The sequence below is a fragment of the Sphingomonas cannabina genome, assembly GCF_021391395.1.
In the GTDB taxonomy this organism is placed as follows: domain Bacteria; phylum Pseudomonadota; class Alphaproteobacteria; order Sphingomonadales; family Sphingomonadaceae; genus Sphingomonas; species Sphingomonas cannabina.
This window is the reverse complement of sequence record NZ_CP090059.1, coordinates 2,529,824-2,543,994: the sequence shown is the minus strand read 5'-3', so window position 1 is coordinate 2,543,994 and position 14,171 is coordinate 2,529,824. Positions and strand designations below refer to the sequence as shown.

Below are 14,171 nucleotides of genomic sequence, written 5' to 3'. Positions count from 1 at the left end.
AGTTACCGCGCGTCCGATCCGCCTGATCGCACCTCGCCCGCCAGCCCGAGATCGGTGAGTCGCTTGCGCAGCGTGTTCCGGTTGATTCCGAGCGCCCGCGCCGCGCGGAGCTGGTTGCCGCCGTGCCGCTCCAGCATCGCCGCGATCAGCGGCCGCTCGACCTCGGCGATGATGCGGTCGTAGAGCGTGCCGTCGTCGAGCCGCGCCGGCTCCTCGCGCGCGATCGCCGCCAGCCGGCCGCGCACCGCCGCTTCGATCTCCGGATCGATGACCGCGCCGGCAACCAGGCCGCCGTTCAGCATCGCCGCAATCTCGGCCGCACCGATCCATTCGTCGCGGCTGAGCGCCGCCAGGCGGCGCATCAGATTCTCGAGCTCCCGCACGTTGCCCGGCCAGTCGTGTGCCTCCAGCGCGGCGATCCCGTCCGGCCCGATCTGCTTGCGCGGCAGCCCATCCTCGGCGGCACGATCGAGGAAATGGCGGGCGAGCAACGCGATGTCCTGCCGCCGCTCGCGCAAGGCCGGCAGCGTCACCGGCACCACGTTGAGCCGGTAGTAGAGATCCTCGCGGAAGCCCCCTGCCGCCACCAGCGCGGCAAGGTCGCGATTGGTCGCCGCGACGATGCGCACGTCCGCGCGGATCGTCCGCGCGCCGCCGACGGTGGTGAATTCGCCCGACTGGAGCACGCGCAGCAGCCGCGTCTGGGCCTCCATCGGCATGTCGCCGATCTCGTCGAGGAACAAGGTGCCGCCCGCCGCCTGCTCGAATCGCCCGGCGTTGCGTGCCGCCGCGCCGGTGAAGGCGCCGCGCTCGTGCCCGAACAGCTCGGCCTCGATCAGCTCGCGCGGGATCGCCGCCATGTTGAGCGCGACGAACGGCGCCTGCCGCCGCGGCCCCAGGTCGTGGATCGCCCGCGCGACCAGCTCCTTGCCCGTCCCGGACTCACCCGACACCAGCACCGTGAGATCATTGGAGACCACCCGCGCGATGATCCGATAGACCTCCTGCATCGCCGGGGAGCGGCCGATCATCGGTACCGCTTCCTCGGCCGGCGCCATGACGTCGCTCGGCCCTCGCCGCCCGCGCGCGAGCGCGCTCGCCACCGCCTGGCTCAGCGCGTCGAGGTCGAACGGCTTGGGAAGATAGTCGTACGCCCCCGCCTCATTGGCGCGCACGGCGGTGGAGAGCGTGTTCTGCGCCGACAGCACGATCACCGGCAGCCGCGGATGCTCGGCCAGCACCTCCGGCACCATCGCGATGCCGTCGCCGTCGGGCAGCACCACATCGGTGACGAGCACGTCGGGCAGCTCGCCCGCCAGCGCCCGCCTGAGCTCGGCCAGGCTCGCCGCGGTGGTGACGCGATGCCCCTTCCGCCGCAGCGCCTGGCCGACGACCGTGCGGATCGCGGCGTCGTCGTCGACGACGAGGATATGGCCTTCAGTCATTTTTGGCTCTCGGCAGCAATACGCGGAACACCGTCATCTCCGGCTCACCCTCCCGGATATACTCGCGCGCATATTGGACGATCCCGCCCATGTCGCGCACCAGCTTCTCGACCAGCGGCAGGCCGAGCCCCCGCCCTTCCGCCTTGCCCGACACGAACGGCTCGAACAGGTGCTCGGCGATATCCGGGGGCGCGCCGGGACCGTTGTCGATCACGGTGAGCTCGATCGGCAACGGCTGGCGCGGCCTGCCCGGCGCAGCGCTCGCCGACATGCCATGGCGATAGGCGGTGGTGACGGTGACGCGCGGCGCCGCCACCTCGCTCACCGCCTCGCAGGCATTCTTGAGCAGGTTGAGCACCACCTGCAGCAACGCGTCGCCGTCGACCAGCGCTGGCGGCAGCGACGGATCGAACCGCTCATCCAGCGCCACCCCTCGCCCGAACCCCGCCAGCGCCACCCGCCGCGCATGGCCCAGCAGCGGATAGATATTGGTCGGCGCGAGCGTTAGCGGCCGTGTATCGGTGAAGTCCTGCATCCGATCGATAAGGGCCGCGATGCGATCGACCTCGGTGGTGATCAGCGTGGTGAGCTCCCCTGCCCCGTCGCCCCCGGCGAGCAGCTGCGCGGCGCCGCGGATACCCGACAGCGGGTTCTTGATCTCGTGCGCCAGCATCGCCGCCGCGCCGATCGCCGCCCGCGCGCCCGCCGCACGATCGGTGGTGTGCCCGCGCGCCGCCGGGCTCTGCCGGATCGTCACGATCCGCCAGCCCGGCCGGTCCGGCACCTCGCTCTCGAGCAGGTCGACGCGCAGTCGCCCGACGCGACCGATTCCCACATCGACGTCATAGGCTGCAAACATCCGTCCGCGCCGCCGGTCGGCCTGCGCCTCGGGGAAGCGGACCAGCACGTCCACGTCCTGTCCGGCCATCGCCCGCTCGGAGAAGTTGAGCAAGGTCTCGCACGCGGAATTGGCACGCGCGATCCGTCCCTCCGGATCGATCAGCATCGCCGCGACGGGCAATGCCGCGAACAGCTCGGCGAAGCCCGGTTCGTCGGAGCTCACGCGGCGGCGCGCGTGGTCCACGGCGCGTAGAATTCGGCAAGCATAGCCTTCACCACCTCGGGGTCCGGCTCCTGGTTGACGCGGTTGCGGAACTCGGCCGATCCGTGGAGGCCGCGCGTGTACCAGCCGATATGCTTGCGCGCGACATTGGTGCCGACCTCCTTGCCATAGAGGTTCAGCATTTCGTCATAATGCTCGATGATCGTTGAATATTGTTCGTCGAGGTTCGGGTCGGCACGCGGCGTGCGGCCTTCCAGCGCGTCCATCACCTGCCGGAGCAGCCACGGCCGGCCATAGGCGCCGCGGCCGATCATCACCCCGTCCGCGCCCGACTGGTCGAGCGCGGTCCGCGCATCCTCGATCGAGCAGATGTCCCCGTTGACGATGACCGGGATCGCCACCGCATCCTTGACCTTGCGCACGAAGGCCCAGTCGGCCGAGCCCTTGTACATCTGGTTGCGGGTGCGCCCGTGGACCGTCACCATCTTGACGCCAAGGTCTTCGGCGATGCGTGCGAGCTCGGGCGCGTTGAGGCTTGAATGGTCCCAGCCCATCCGCATCTTGAGCGTCACCGGCGCCTTCACCGCCTTCACCACCGCATCGACCAGCTCGGCGGCGAGCTTGAGGTCGCGCATCAGCGCCGATCCCGCGTCGCCGTTGGTGACCTTGCGCACCGGGCAGCCCATGTTGATGTCGACGATCGCGGCGCCCTTGTCCTCGGCCAGCTTCGCCGCCTCGCCCATCTCATAGGGCGTGCAGCCGACCAGCTGCATCGACACCGGGTCCTCGATCGGGTCCCACAGCGCCTTCTGAATCGACTGCCGCGTCTCGCGGATCGCCGCCTGGCTGGCGATCATCTCGGTGACATTGAGCCCCGACCCGTGCCGCCGCACGACACGGCGGAACGGCAGGTCGGTCACCCCCGTCATCGGCGCGAGCAGCACGGGAGTGTCGATCCGGACGGGTCCGATCTGGATGGGAGCGAGCGTCTGCATGATGTGCCTGAAAATTAGGCATGAGCCGATAGTGCGACAAGTGCGGATTGGCAAGGAAGAAGGGTTCACGCGAAGGCGCGAAGACGCGAAGAAGAAAGAAAAAGAAGGATTTTTCGCGCAGAGGCGCAGAGAGCGCGGAGTTACGTCGCTTGCCGCGCATCCAGCCGCGCCAGCGACCTTCAAGCTTGTCGCGCATAAAGACTGAAAGGTCTTGCTGACGCGAGACAGGGGGCGCAAACGAACCACCTCTGCGCCTCTGCGCGAACAAAACCTTCCTTCTTCTTCGCGTCTTCGCGCCTTCGCGTGAACCAACCTATTGGCGCCTACCTCATGCATCGGCTAGGCGCCCGCGCATGGCTCGAACCGCCGCCCTCATTGTCGCCGCCGGCACCGGAACGCGCCTCGGCGGCGAGCTGCCCAAGCAATTCACGCCCCTCGGTGGCAAGCCGGTGGTGGCGCACAGCATCGCCGCATTCCGTGCCCATGCCGCGATCGACGAGTTGCTGGTCGTAATCGGCTCGGGACAGGAGGATCAACTCCGCGCCGCCGCTCCGAACGTCCGCTTCGTCACCGGCGGCGCCACCCGGCGCGAGTCGGTCCGCGCCGGCCTGGCCGCGCTGGAAGGCGTCGACCGCGTCCTCATCCACGACGCCGCCCGCCCTTTCCTTCCTGCCGAGGTCGTCGATCGCCTGACATCGGCCCTCGACCGCGCGCTCGGTGCCGTCCCGGTGCTGCCGGTCGCCGACACGTTAGCGCTCGGCGACGAATCGCTCGGCGACACCGTCCCCCGCGCCGGCCTCCACCGGGTTCAGACTCCGCAGGCGTTCGATTATGCTGCGATCGTCGATGCCCACACCGCCTGGCCCGACGACGCCGAGGCCACCGACGACGCCCAGGTGCTCCGGGCCGCCGGCCACGACGTCGCGATGGTCGAAGGACATCCGATGCTCGAAAAGCTCACCTACCCCGCCGACCTCGCCGCCGCCGAGGCGCGACTCGGCGCGGGCCTGATCTCGCGCAGCGCCACCGGCTTCGACGTCCACCGGCTCGAAGCCGGCGAAGAGCTGTGGCTCGGCGGCGTGCTGATCCCGCACGACCGCGGCCTCTCCGGCCACAGCGACGCCGACGTCGCACTCCACGCCATCACCGACGCGCTGCTCGGCACGATCGGCGCGGGCGACATCGGCACCCATTTTCCGCCGAGCGATCCGCAGTGGCGCGGCGCCGCCTCGGGCCAGTTCCTCGAGCATGCCGCCGACCTGGTCCGCGCCGAGGGCGGCATGATCGACTTCGTCGACCTCACCCTCATCTGCGAGGAGCCCAAGGTCGGCCCCCACCGTTCGACGATCCGGACGCGCATCGCGACGCTCTTGCGGCTTGACGAGCGTCAGGTTTCGGTGAAGGCCACCACCACCGAAAGGCTGGGGTTCACCGGCCGGCGTGAGGGGATCGCCGCACAGGCCATTGCGACCGTCCGGGTCCCAGGAGTCCGTTGATGCCGTTCAAATCGTTCGCTGCGCTTGCCGCGCTCTGGACGGGCGCGTTTGCCGCGACCGCCGCGCAGGCTGCTCCAGCCACCGTCTGCGTCTCTCCGCGTGAGGCCGAGGCGGTGGTGGCCACCGTCGCGCCCGATCTCATCCGTCTCACCGCCTCGATGTGCGCGCCGTCGCTGCCGGCGGGCGCCTATCTCCGCCGCCCAGCCGACCGGCTCGCCGCCAAATATGCCGTGGGCGGCGACGGCGCCTGGCCGATTGCCCGCGCAGCGCTTGGCAAGCTGCTGCCGCCCGACAGTGCGCAGATGCTGCAGAACGACTTCGCCCGCCCGTTGGTCGGATCGCTGCTCGCACCGCTGCTGGTCAAGGACCTGAAGCCCGCCGACTGCGCCTCGATCGACCGGCTGCTGTCGCTGATCGATCCGCTGCCGGCGCAGAACACCGTCTCGCTGATCGTGACGGTCGCCGAGCTCGCCCAGCGCAAGAACCCGCCGGCCGGCGGGTTCGTCATCTGTCAGCCGGGGGCGGCCAGGCCATGAGCATCGATACGCTTCTCCCCGCCGAGCTGGTCGAGACCGCGCGCCAGGTGATCGAGACCAACCGCGCCGCCGGCCGCCGCGTCGCCGTCGCGGAAAGCTGCACCGGCGGCCTCGTCTCCGCCGCGCTGACGGAGATCGCGGGCTCGTCCGACGTGTTCGAGGGGGGCCTCGTCACCTATTCCAATGAGGCCAAGACCCGGCTGGTCAAGGTCGGCAACGAAGTGATCGAGACCTTCGGCGCCGTTTCGGTCGCGGTCGCCTGGCAGATGGCGCAGGGCGCGCTGGAAGCGACCGGGGCCGATGTGGCGGTCGCGATTACTGGCATTGCCGGGCCTGGCGGCGGCAGCGAGAAAAAGCCGGTCGGCACGGTCGTCTTCGCCCGTGCCGAAAAGGGCGCGGACCCGGATCATGTCGTGGCGGATACGCGCGAGTTCGGCAACCTCGGCCGTGGTGGCGTCAGGCTTCAGGCGGCGTTGTGCGCATTGTCCTTGCTGCTGCCAGGCGCGCTCGCGCCGGAGGTCGAGGTGCCGGCGCCGTAGAGCACGGCCGCCCGCGCCTCGAACGCGCCGATCATCTTCCTGAGCGCCCGGTCGAACACCTGCCCCGCGAGCATCTCGAATACCCGGTTCTTGAAAGCGAAATCGACCGCGAACTCGACCAGCGTCCCCCCTTGTCCGTCCGGACGGAAGCGCCAGTCGTTGTGGAGATATTTGAGCGGCCCTTCGAGATAATCGACGTGGATTTGCTCGGGCCGCACCTTCTCCACCTTGGAGGTGAAGGTCTCGCGCAGTCCCTTGAACCCGACGATCATGTCCGCGACCATCTGGGTTGCGCTGTCGGAGCGCACGCGGATCGCGGTCACCCAGGGCAGGAACTCGGCATAGCGGCCGACGTCGGCCACCAGGTCGAACATCTGCTCCGGCGTATAGGGAAGCTGCCGGGTCTCAGCGTGCTTGGGCAAGCTTCGCCTCGCGCGCCGCGCGCAGTCGCTCGAAATCATCGCCGGCATGATAGCTCGACCGCGTCAGCGGCGAGGACGCGACCAGCAGGAATCCCTTGGCCCGCGCGATCGCAGCATAGGCGTCGAATGCCTGCGGCGTCACGAAGTCGGCGACCTTGGCATGGCGCGGCGTCGGCTGGAGATATTGGCCCATCGTCAGGAAATCGACGTCGGCCGAGCGCATGTCGTCCATCACCTGATGGACTTCGAGCCGCTCCTCGCCCAGACCCAGCATGATGCCCGACTTGGTGAAGATCGACGGGTCGAGCTTCTTGACGCTCTCCAGCAGCCTGAGCGAGGCATAGTAGCGCGCGCCCGGCCGGATGGTCGGATAGAGCCTCGGCACCGTCTCCAGATTGTGGTTGTAAACGTCGGGCCGAGCCGCGACGATCGCCTCGACCGCCGCTTCATGCTTGTTGCGGAAGTCGGGGGTCAGGATCTCGATCGTGGTGGTGGGGTTGGTGCGGCGGATCGCCTCGATCACCTTGACGAACTGGCTGGCGCCGCCGTCGGGCAGGTCGTCGCGGTCGACCGAGGTGACGACGATGTGCTGCAGCCCCATCTGCGCGGCGGCGTCGGCGACATTCTGCGGTTCCATCGGGTCGACGCGACGCGGCATGCCGGTCTTGACGTTGCAGAAGGCGCAGGCGCGCGTGCAGGTGTCGCCCAGGATCATCACCGTCGCGTGCTTCTTGGTCCAGCACTCGCCGATGTTCGGACAGGCCGCCTCTTCGCAGACGGTGGTCAGGCTCTTCGCCCGCATCAGGGCGCGGGTCGCCGCGAAACCGGCAGAGGTCGGGGCCTTGACGCGGATCCAGTCGGGCTTGCGCTGGCGCGGCTCCCGGGCGAGCGGGGACATGTCGTTCATGAAGGGCCAAATAGCGACGCTGCGTCCGGCTTGCCAGCCCCGAGCAGCGGTGCAAGAGACGGGTCATGAGCGAATTCTACGATCTCATCGCAGGTTATTACCGTTTCCGCGCGCGCGGCTGGTCCCAACAGCGCGACCGCTGGGCCCGCCTCTCGGAGGGCCAGAGCCCCAAGGTCATGGTGATCGCCTGCTCGGACAGCCGAGTCGATCCTTCGCAGATCTTCGACGTCTCGCCCGGCGAGATCTTCGTCGTGCGCAACATCGCGAACCTGGTGCCGCCGTTCGAGATCGGCGGCGGCCGCCACGGCGTCTCGGCGGCGCTCGAGTTCGCGGTGACGCAGCTCGAGGTGAGCGAGATCGTGGTGATGGGCCATGGCATGTGCGGCGGCGTCGCGGCCGCGCTCTCGCGCCGGTTCGAGGGGGCCCCGCCGGGCGAAGGCGGCTTCATCGCGCACTGGGTCGACCTGCTCGACGAGGCGCGCGACCGTATCCTCGCCGAGTTCGGCAACACGCCGGAGGCGGTGCGCGCGATGGAGCTGGAGACGGTCCGCGTCTCGATCGCCAATCTCCGGACCTTCCCCTGCATCCCCGAGCGCGAGGCGGCGGGCAGGCTGACGCTGCGCGGCGCTTATTTCGCGATCCGCGACGGCATCTTGTGGGTGATGGACGACCGCGGCGAGTTTGCGCCGGCTTAAGCCCCCCGCCACCGCCACATCAGCAGCGGCCGCGCCAGCGCCAGGCCGGCGACGAACCCGCCGATATGCGCGGCGACGGCGATGCCGACTCCGGCATTGGCGAGGATGAAGGCAAAGGCGAAATTGAGCACCGTCCATGCCGCGAGCAGCCACAGCATGTGCACCGCGCCGGCCGGGACCGGCCCGATCGCCCGCGCCCTGGATCGCCCGTAGAAGAGCGACGAGGCGCCGATGACCGCGGAGATCGCCCCGCTCGCCCCCACCATCGGCACCGGGGAGGAGGGATCGCCCAACCATTGCCCCGCCGCTGCCGCATAGGCACCGACCAGATAGAGCACGACCATCCCGCGCCCGCCAATCGCGCGTTCGGTGAGTGTGCCGGTCGCGACCAGCATCGCCATGTTCATGGCCAGATGAAGCAGGCCGCCATGGATCAGCGTCGCACTGAGCGGCGTCAGTATGACCGGAAACAGGCCCGGGATATCACCCGCGAAACCCAAGCTCGCCCGCCCCGGCACGAAGCCGGCGTAGAGCGCCGCGTTGACGTTGCCGATCGTCCATTGGGCGAGCAAGCTGACGGCAACCGTCACCGCCACGATCGCCCAGGTGACCGGAGCGACGCGCAGGTTGCCGCCCATCATCGCCGCCGGGCAGGCGTCAGATGAACTCGATCTTCGAGACGAGATAGTAGCGGTCGCCCGACGGCACCGTCACCTCGACCTCGTCGTCCACCTTGCGCCCGATCAGCGCGCGGCCGAGCGGCGAGTTGTAGCTGATGCGGCCGGTCTTGGCGTCCGCCTCGGTCTGGCCGACGATCTGGTAGCGCACCGGCTTGTCGTCCTCATCGAGCAAGGTCACCGTCGCGCCGAACACCACCTTGTCGCCCGACAGCTCGGTCGGGTCGATGATCTGCGCGCGGCTGAGCTTGTCCTCGATGTCGGCGATCGATGCCTCGATCTGGCCCTGGCGCTCCTTGGCCGCGTGATACTCCGCGTTTTCGGAGAGATCGCCGTGCGCGCGCGCTTCCTCGATCGCGTCGACGATCTGCGGACGCTCTTCCTTGAGGCGCTTCAAATCGGCGGTGAGCTTCTCATAGCCCTCCGCCAGCATCGGCATTTTCTCGACCGTGGCCATTCGCCCTTTTCCTTCAACGCGTCCTCGTCAGACGTCCCGCATCCGGGCCGCCCGCACATTAACACCGGTTGTGGGGATCAATTGTGCGACTGCGAATAATAGGCTTGCAGAGGACGCACTTCAAGGGACGTGGTCCTGAGCGATGCGATCGCCCGCGCCGCCGCCACGCTCGACGACGCCGTGGTGAAATAGGGAATCCGCCCCGAAAGCGCCGACTTGCGGATCTCCTGGCTGTCCTTGAGGCTCTGCCAGCCCTCGGTGGTGTTGAAGATGAGGCCGATGTCGCCGTCGCGGATGCGGTCGACGATATGCGGCCGCCCCTGCGCCACCTTGTTGACCCGCTCGACCGTGACGCCATTCGCGATCAGATAGTCGGCGGTGCCGCCGGTCGCGACGATCGTGAAGCCCAGCTCCGCGAGGGTGCGCACCCCCGGCAGCACCACCGGCTTGTCGCTGTCCTTGACGCTGACGAACAGCGTGCCGCCATCGGGCAGCACCGTGCCGGCGCCGAGCTGCGCCTTGGCGAAGGCAACGGTGAAATCGCGATCGATTCCCATGACTTCGCCGGTGGACTTCATCTCGGGTGACAGCACCGGATCGACGCCCGGGAAGCGGTTGAACGGGAACACCGCCTCCTTGACCGCGACGTGGGAGATCGCCCGATCGATCTTCGGCAGGTCGGCGAGCTTCTCGCCCGCCATCACCCTGCTGGCGATCTTGGCGATGGGTGTACCGATCGCCTTGGCGACGAACGGCACGGTGCGGCTGGCGCGCGGGTTGACCTCGATGAGGTAGACCTCGCCGTCCTTCACCGCGAACTGGATGTTCATCAGCCCCTTCACGCCCAGCGCCCGCGCCAGCGCGTCGGCCTGGCGCTCGATCTCGGCGATGATCTCGTCCGGCAGGCTGTACGGCGGCAGCGAGCAGGCCGAGTCGCCCGAATGGACGCCCGCCTCCTCGATATGCTGCATCACGCCCGCCACGACCACGTCGGTGCCGTCGGCGATCGCGTCGACGTCGACCTCGATCGCGTCGCGCAGGTAGCGGTCGATCAGCACCGGCGAGTCGCCCGACACCTGCACCGCGGTCTGGATGTAGTCGTCGAGCTGGACGGTCGAGTCGACGATCTCCATCGCCCGCCCCCCGAGCACATAGCTCGGCCGCATCAGCACGGGGTAGCCGATGCGCTCGGCGACCGCGACCGCTTCCTCGCGGCTGCGCGCGATGCCGTTGGCGGGCTGCTTGAGCCCGAGCTTGGCGACCAGGTTGGCGAAACGCTCGCGATCCTCGGCCAGGTCGATCGCGTCGGGCGAGGTGCCGAGGATGGGGATGCCCGCCTCCTCCAGCGCGCGCGCCAGGTTGAGCGGCGTCTGCCCGCCGAACTGGACGATCACGCCGACCAGCGTGCCGTTCGACTGCTCGACATGCAGGATCTCCAGCACGTCCTCCGCGGTCAGCGGCTCGAAATAGAGCCGGTCGGAGGTATCGTAGTCGGTGCTCACCGTCTCCGGATTGCAGTTGACCATGATCGTCTCATAGCCGGCGTCCGCCAGCGCGAAGCAGGCGTGGCAGCAGCAATAGTCGAACTCGATCCCCTGCCCGATCCGGTTCGGCCCGCCGCCGAGGATGACGATCTTCTTCCGCTCGGAAGGCTGGCTCTCGTCCTCGGGCTCCCCGAACGAGGGCGCCTCGTAGGTCGAGTACATGTACGGCGTCTTCGCCTCGAACTCGGCGGCGCAGGTGTCGATGCGCTTGAACACCGGCCTGACGCCCAGCTTGTGCCGCAGCGCGCGCACCTCGGCCTCGTTGACCCCGCCCGTCATTGCCTTGACCGCCTCGTGAATGAGGCCGCTGCGCGCCGGGAAGCGGTCGCGCAACCCCGCCGACTTGACCGCCAGATAGGCAAGCCTTTTGTCGGAGAAGCCCATCGCCTTCAGCCGCCGCATCCCCTCGGCATCGCGCGGCAGGCCGTTCTTGGCGACTTCGTCCTCAGCCGCGACGATCTCGGCGATCCGCTCCAGGAACCACGGATCGTACTTGGCGATGGCATGGACCTCGGCGACCGAGAAGCCCTCGCGCAGCGCCTGCGCAGCGACCAGCAGCCGGTCCGGCGTCGGCACCGCCAGCGCCGCCTCGATCTCCTCGCGTGGCGCGCCCACAAGCCGGTCGACGTCGTTGAAGCCGGAAAGCCCCGTCTCCAGCCCCCTCAGCGCCTTCTGGAGGCTCTCATGGATGTTGCGCCCGATCGCCATCACCTCGCCCACCGATTTCATCGCGGTGGACAGCACCGGTTCGGCGCCCTTGAACTTCTCGAAGGCGAAGCGCGGGATCTTGGTGACGACGTAATCGATCGTCGGCTCAAAGCTGGCCGGAGTCGCGCCGGTGATGTCGTTGTCGATCTCGTCGAGCGTGTAGCCGACCGCCAGCTTGGCCGCGACCTTGGCGATCGGGAAGCCGGTCGCCTTCGACGCCAGCGCCGAGGAGCGCGACACGCGCGGGTTCATCTCGATCACGACAAGGCGCCCGTCCTTGGGATTGACCGCGAACTGGACGTTGGAGCCGCCGGTCTCGACGCCGATCTCGCGCAGCACCGCGATGCTGGCGTTGCGCATGATCTGATATTCCTTGTCGGTCAGCGTCAGCGCCGGCGCGACGGTGATCGAATCGCCCGTGTGGATGCCCATCGGGTCGATGTTCTCGATCGAGCAGACGATGATGGCGTTGTCGTGCTTGTCGCGCACGACCTCCATCTCATATTCCTTCCAGCCGAGCAGCGATTCCTCGATCAGCACCTCGGTGGTCGGCGAGGCGTCGAGTCCCTTGCGGACGATCTCGACGAACTCCTCGCGGTTGTAGGCGACGCCGCCGCCGGTGCCGCCGAGCGTGAAGGAGGGGCGGATGATGGCGGGCAGCCCGACCTTCTCCAGCCCCTCCAGCGCCTCCGCCTCGCTGTGCGCGATCGCCGAGCGGGCGGATTCGAGCCCGATCTTGTCCATCGCCTCGCGGAACTTGAGCCGGTCCTCGGCCTTGTCGATCGCCTCGGCGTCGGCGCCGATCATCGTGACGCCGAACTTCTCCAGCGTGCCGTCCTGTGCGAGCGCCAGCGCGGTGTTGAGCGCGGTCTGCCCGCCCATGGTGGGCAGCACGGCGTCGGGCCGTTCCTTCTCGATGATCTTCGCGACCACCGCGGGCGTGATCGGCTCGACATAGGTGGCGTCGGCTAGTTCGGGGTCGGTCATGATCGTCGCCGGGTTCGAGTTGACCAGGACGATGCGATAACCCTCCTCGCGCAGCGCCTTGATCGCCTGCGTGCCCGAGTAATCGAACTCGCACGCCTGACCGATGACGATCGGCCCCGCGCCGATGACGAGGATGGAGGAGATGTCGGTGCGTTTGGGCATATCTACTTCGAAGAAGGTGCTGGAATGGCCATGATCTGCGCCTCGACGGCACCGAACTCATGGGACTTGAACCGACGCGCTAACGACATCGTCTGCTCGAGCGTCCGACTCGAAGGGTTAACGCTCAATACGGTCTTGCCTGAACGATCAGCGAGAAAATCGCTTTTCCACTGCTCGCTGGCCAACTTGGATTTAATCGCTTCGAGCTGGTCCTTGCCCCCCGAGATGTTGATGGCGAGGATGCATTGTCGGACTCCTCGATTCATCACACAGGGATATTGGGAGAAGAAGGCGTCTGCCTGCGTGCTGTTCATGACCACAGGCGGAGGTGCGGGCGGCGGTGTGCTCTGCACGGTTTAACCTTTCATCATCCCCACGAACCGCTCGAACAGATAGAAGCTGTCCTGCGGCCCGGGGCTCGCCTCGGGGTGGTACTGCACCGAGAATGCTGGCCGATCCGTCAGCTCCAGTCCGCAGTTCGACCCGTCGAACAGCGACACATGCGTCTCGCGCACGCCCTCCGGCAGGCTCTCGCGCTCGACCGCGAAGCCGTGGTTCATGGAGGTGATCTCGACCGCGCCGTCCGACAGGCGCTTGACCGGATGGTTGGCGCCGCGGTGGCCCTGGAACATCTTGGTGGTCTCCGCCCCCACCGCCAGCCCCAGCAACTGGTGGCCGAGGCAGATGCCGAACAGCGGCTTGCCGGTTTCCAGCAGCTTGCGGATCACCGGCACCGCATATTCTCCGGTCGCGGCCGGATCGCCCGGGCCGTTCGACAGGAAGAAGCCGTCCGGCTCCAGCGCCATGATCTGCTCGAAGCTGGCGGTCGCCGGCACCACCGAGACCTTGGCCCCGGCTTTAACAAGATTACGGAAGATATTGCGCTTGCTGCCGTAATCGACCGCGACGACATGCGGGCGATCCGCCTCGCTGCCCTCCCCCCCATAGCCGAAGCCGAGCCGCCAGATGCCGCCCTGCCAACCATAATGCGTCTCGGTCGAGACCTCCTTGGCGAGGTCCATGCCCTCCAGCCCCGGCCAGCTCCGCGCCATATCGAGCAGCAGGGGAATGTCGAACTCCCCGCTCGCCGAATGGGCGATCACCCCGTTGGGCGCCCCGCCGACGCGGATGCGCCGGGTCAGCGCGCGCGTGTCGACGCCGGCGAGGCCGATGCGAGCGTGCTTCTTCATCCACGAATCGAGGTTCTCGGCCGCGCGGAAGTTGCTGGGCGCGGTCGGGTCCTCGCGCACGATCATGCCGAGCGCATGGGGATCGTCGGCCTCGACGTCGTCCGGATTGGCGCCGACGTTGCCGATGTGGGGGAAGGTGAAGGTGATGACCTGCCCCGCAAAAGACGGGTCGGTCATGATCTCCTGGTACCCGGTCATCGCGGTGTGGAAGCACACTTCCCCCACCGCCTCGCCCTCGGCGCCGAATCCGCGGCCCCAGACGATTTCCCCGCTCGCGAGTACGAGAACGCCCGTGGCTCCTTCGGGCGCGCGGCTGGGGTTGGCGTCGGCCATGGGGGGCGGGCACTC

Annotated in this window: 14 protein-coding genes; 4 read left to right on the top strand and 10 right to left on the bottom strand. The window is 68.2% G+C overall.

The features are described 5' to 3' along the window. Positions 1–2: 2 nt before the first annotated feature. From ntrC to dusB, 3 genes are read right to left on the bottom strand one after another with little or no spacing between them, the layout of a single operon-like run. Positions 3–1,445 carry a nitrogen regulation protein NR(I) gene (gene ntrC / locus LZK98_RS12205; RefSeq protein WP_233782656.1) on the bottom strand — a complete coding sequence of 481 codons (1,443 nt, stop codon included), beginning with the start codon at positions 1,443–1,445 and terminating at the stop codon, positions 3–5. Continuing rightward, on the bottom strand, positions 1,438–2,451 hold the full coding sequence (locus tag LZK98_RS12200; protein ID WP_233786569.1) for a two-component system sensor histidine kinase NtrB: 1,014 nt from the start codon (positions 2,449–2,451) through the stop codon (positions 1,438–1,440). Before LZK98_RS12200 ends, ntrC begins: the two co-directional genes overlap by 8 nt. A gap of 53 nt (positions 2,452–2,504) precedes the next feature. Continuing rightward, positions 2,505–3,503 (bottom strand): tRNA dihydrouridine synthase DusB, encoded by a 999-nt coding sequence (gene dusB, locus LZK98_RS12195; protein WP_233782655.1) that lies wholly within the window; start codon positions 3,501–3,503, stop codon positions 2,505–2,507. A 353-nt stretch (positions 3,504–3,856) separates the two neighbouring features. On the opposite strand from dusB, the gene LZK98_RS12190 reads away from it, so the two are divergent. From LZK98_RS12190 to LZK98_RS12180, 3 genes are read left to right on the top strand one after another with little or no spacing between them, the layout of a single operon-like run. Beyond that, positions 3,857–4,999 carry a bifunctional 2-C-methyl-D-erythritol 4-phosphate cytidylyltransferase/2-C-methyl-D-erythritol 2,4-cyclodiphosphate synthase gene (locus LZK98_RS12190; protein WP_233782654.1) on the top strand — a complete coding sequence of 381 codons (1,143 nt, stop codon included), beginning with the start codon at positions 3,857–3,859 and terminating at the stop codon, positions 4,997–4,999. Beyond that, complete coding sequence (locus LZK98_RS12185; RefSeq protein WP_233782653.1) at positions 4,999–5,535, top strand: hypothetical protein; 537 nt, start codon at positions 4,999–5,001, stop codon at positions 5,533–5,535. Before LZK98_RS12190 ends, LZK98_RS12185 begins: the two co-directional genes overlap by 1 nt. Then, positions 5,532–6,074: a CinA family protein gene (locus LZK98_RS12180; RefSeq protein ID WP_233782652.1), complete on the top strand. Its 543-nt coding sequence runs from the start codon at positions 5,532–5,534 to the stop codon at positions 6,072–6,074. The genes LZK98_RS12185 and LZK98_RS12180 overlap by 4 nt, the downstream gene beginning before the upstream one ends. Here LZK98_RS12180 and LZK98_RS12175 read toward each other — a convergent pair. Then, on the bottom strand, positions 5,999–6,496 hold the full coding sequence (locus LZK98_RS12175) for a type II toxin-antitoxin system RatA family toxin (protein WP_233782651.1): 498 nt from the start codon (positions 6,494–6,496) through the stop codon (positions 5,999–6,001). The genes LZK98_RS12180 and LZK98_RS12175 overlap by 76 nt on opposite strands. Beyond that, entirely contained in the window at positions 6,480–7,403 is a 924-nt protein-coding gene (gene lipA, locus LZK98_RS12170) for a lipoyl synthase (RefSeq protein WP_233782650.1), read from the bottom strand. The genes LZK98_RS12175 and lipA overlap by 17 nt, the downstream gene beginning before the upstream one ends. A 65-nt stretch (positions 7,404–7,468) precedes the next feature. Between lipA and LZK98_RS12165 the strand changes: the two genes are divergently transcribed. Further along, positions 7,469–8,098, top strand: coding sequence for a carbonic anhydrase (locus LZK98_RS12165; RefSeq protein ID WP_233782649.1), 630 nt, complete (start codon positions 7,469–7,471; stop codon positions 8,096–8,098). Here LZK98_RS12165 and LZK98_RS12160 read toward each other — a convergent pair. The 5 genes from LZK98_RS12160 to carA form a co-directional block, all read right to left on the bottom strand. Beyond that, a complete protein-coding gene (locus LZK98_RS12160) occupies positions 8,095–8,736 on the bottom strand; it encodes a rhomboid family intramembrane serine protease (RefSeq protein ID WP_233782648.1) in 642 nt (213 codons plus the stop codon). The genes LZK98_RS12165 and LZK98_RS12160 overlap by 4 nt on opposite strands. 19 nt (positions 8,737–8,755) lie before the next feature. Beyond that, positions 8,756–9,232, bottom strand: a complete 477-nt coding sequence (greA, locus tag LZK98_RS12155; RefSeq protein ID WP_233782647.1) for a transcription elongation factor GreA — start codon at positions 9,230–9,232, stop codon at positions 8,756–8,758. 77 nt (positions 9,233–9,309) lie between these two features. After that, complete coding sequence (gene carB, locus LZK98_RS12150) at positions 9,310–12,633, bottom strand: carbamoyl-phosphate synthase large subunit (protein WP_233782646.1); 3,324 nt, start codon at positions 12,631–12,633, stop codon at positions 9,310–9,312. A gap of 2 nt (positions 12,634–12,635) precedes the next feature. Next, on the bottom strand, positions 12,636–12,947 hold the full coding sequence (locus LZK98_RS12145) for a hypothetical protein (protein ID WP_233782645.1): 312 nt from the start codon (positions 12,945–12,947) through the stop codon (positions 12,636–12,638). A gap of 42 nt (positions 12,948–12,989) precedes the next feature. Continuing rightward, the gene (carA, locus tag LZK98_RS12140; protein ID WP_233782644.1) at positions 12,990–14,156 is read right to left on the bottom strand and encodes a glutamine-hydrolyzing carbamoyl-phosphate synthase small subunit; all 1,167 of its coding nucleotides are present in this window, start codon (positions 14,154–14,156) and stop codon (positions 12,990–12,992) included. Positions 14,157–14,171: the final 15 nt, after the last annotated feature.

What these genes read in the sequence shown, in the direction of transcription:
- ntrC (WP_233782656.1), bottom strand. Translation starts at nt 1,445, where the DNA reads ATGACTGAAGGCCATATCCTCGTCGTCGACGACGACGCCGCGATCCGC.
- LZK98_RS12200 (WP_233786569.1), bottom strand. Translation starts at nt 2,451, where the DNA reads ATGCTGATCGATCCGGAGGGACGGATCGCGCGTGCCAATTCCGCGTGC.
- dusB (WP_233782655.1), bottom strand. Translation starts at nt 3,503, where the DNA reads ATGCAGACGCTCGCTCCCATCCAGATCGGACCCGTCCGGATCGACACT.
- LZK98_RS12190 (WP_233782654.1), top strand. Translation starts at nt 3,857, where the DNA reads ATGGCTCGAACCGCCGCCCTCATTGTCGCCGCCGGCACCGGAACGCGC.
- LZK98_RS12185 (WP_233782653.1), top strand. Translation starts at nt 4,999, where the DNA reads ATGCCGTTCAAATCGTTCGCTGCGCTTGCCGCGCTCTGGACGGGCGCG.
- LZK98_RS12180 (WP_233782652.1), top strand. Translation starts at nt 5,532, where the DNA reads ATGAGCATCGATACGCTTCTCCCCGCCGAGCTGGTCGAGACCGCGCGC.
- lipA (WP_233782650.1), bottom strand. Translation starts at nt 7,403, where the DNA reads ATGAACGACATGTCCCCGCTCGCCCGGGAGCCGCGCCAGCGCAAGCCC.
- LZK98_RS12165 (WP_233782649.1), top strand. Translation starts at nt 7,469, where the DNA reads ATGAGCGAATTCTACGATCTCATCGCAGGTTATTACCGTTTCCGCGCG.
- LZK98_RS12160 (WP_233782648.1), bottom strand. Translation starts at nt 8,736, where the DNA reads ATGGGCGGCAACCTGCGCGTCGCTCCGGTCACCTGGGCGATCGTGGCG.
- greA (WP_233782647.1), bottom strand. Translation starts at nt 9,232, where the DNA reads ATGGCCACGGTCGAGAAAATGCCGATGCTGGCGGAGGGCTATGAGAAG.
- carB (WP_233782646.1), bottom strand. Translation starts at nt 12,633, where the DNA reads ATGCCCAAACGCACCGACATCTCCTCCATCCTCGTCATCGGCGCGGGG.
- LZK98_RS12145 (WP_233782645.1), bottom strand. Translation starts at nt 12,947, where the DNA reads ATGAACAGCACGCAGGCAGACGCCTTCTTCTCCCAATATCCCTGTGTG.
- carA (WP_233782644.1), bottom strand. Translation starts at nt 14,156, where the DNA reads ATGGCCGACGCCAACCCCAGCCGCGCGCCCGAAGGAGCCACGGGCGTT.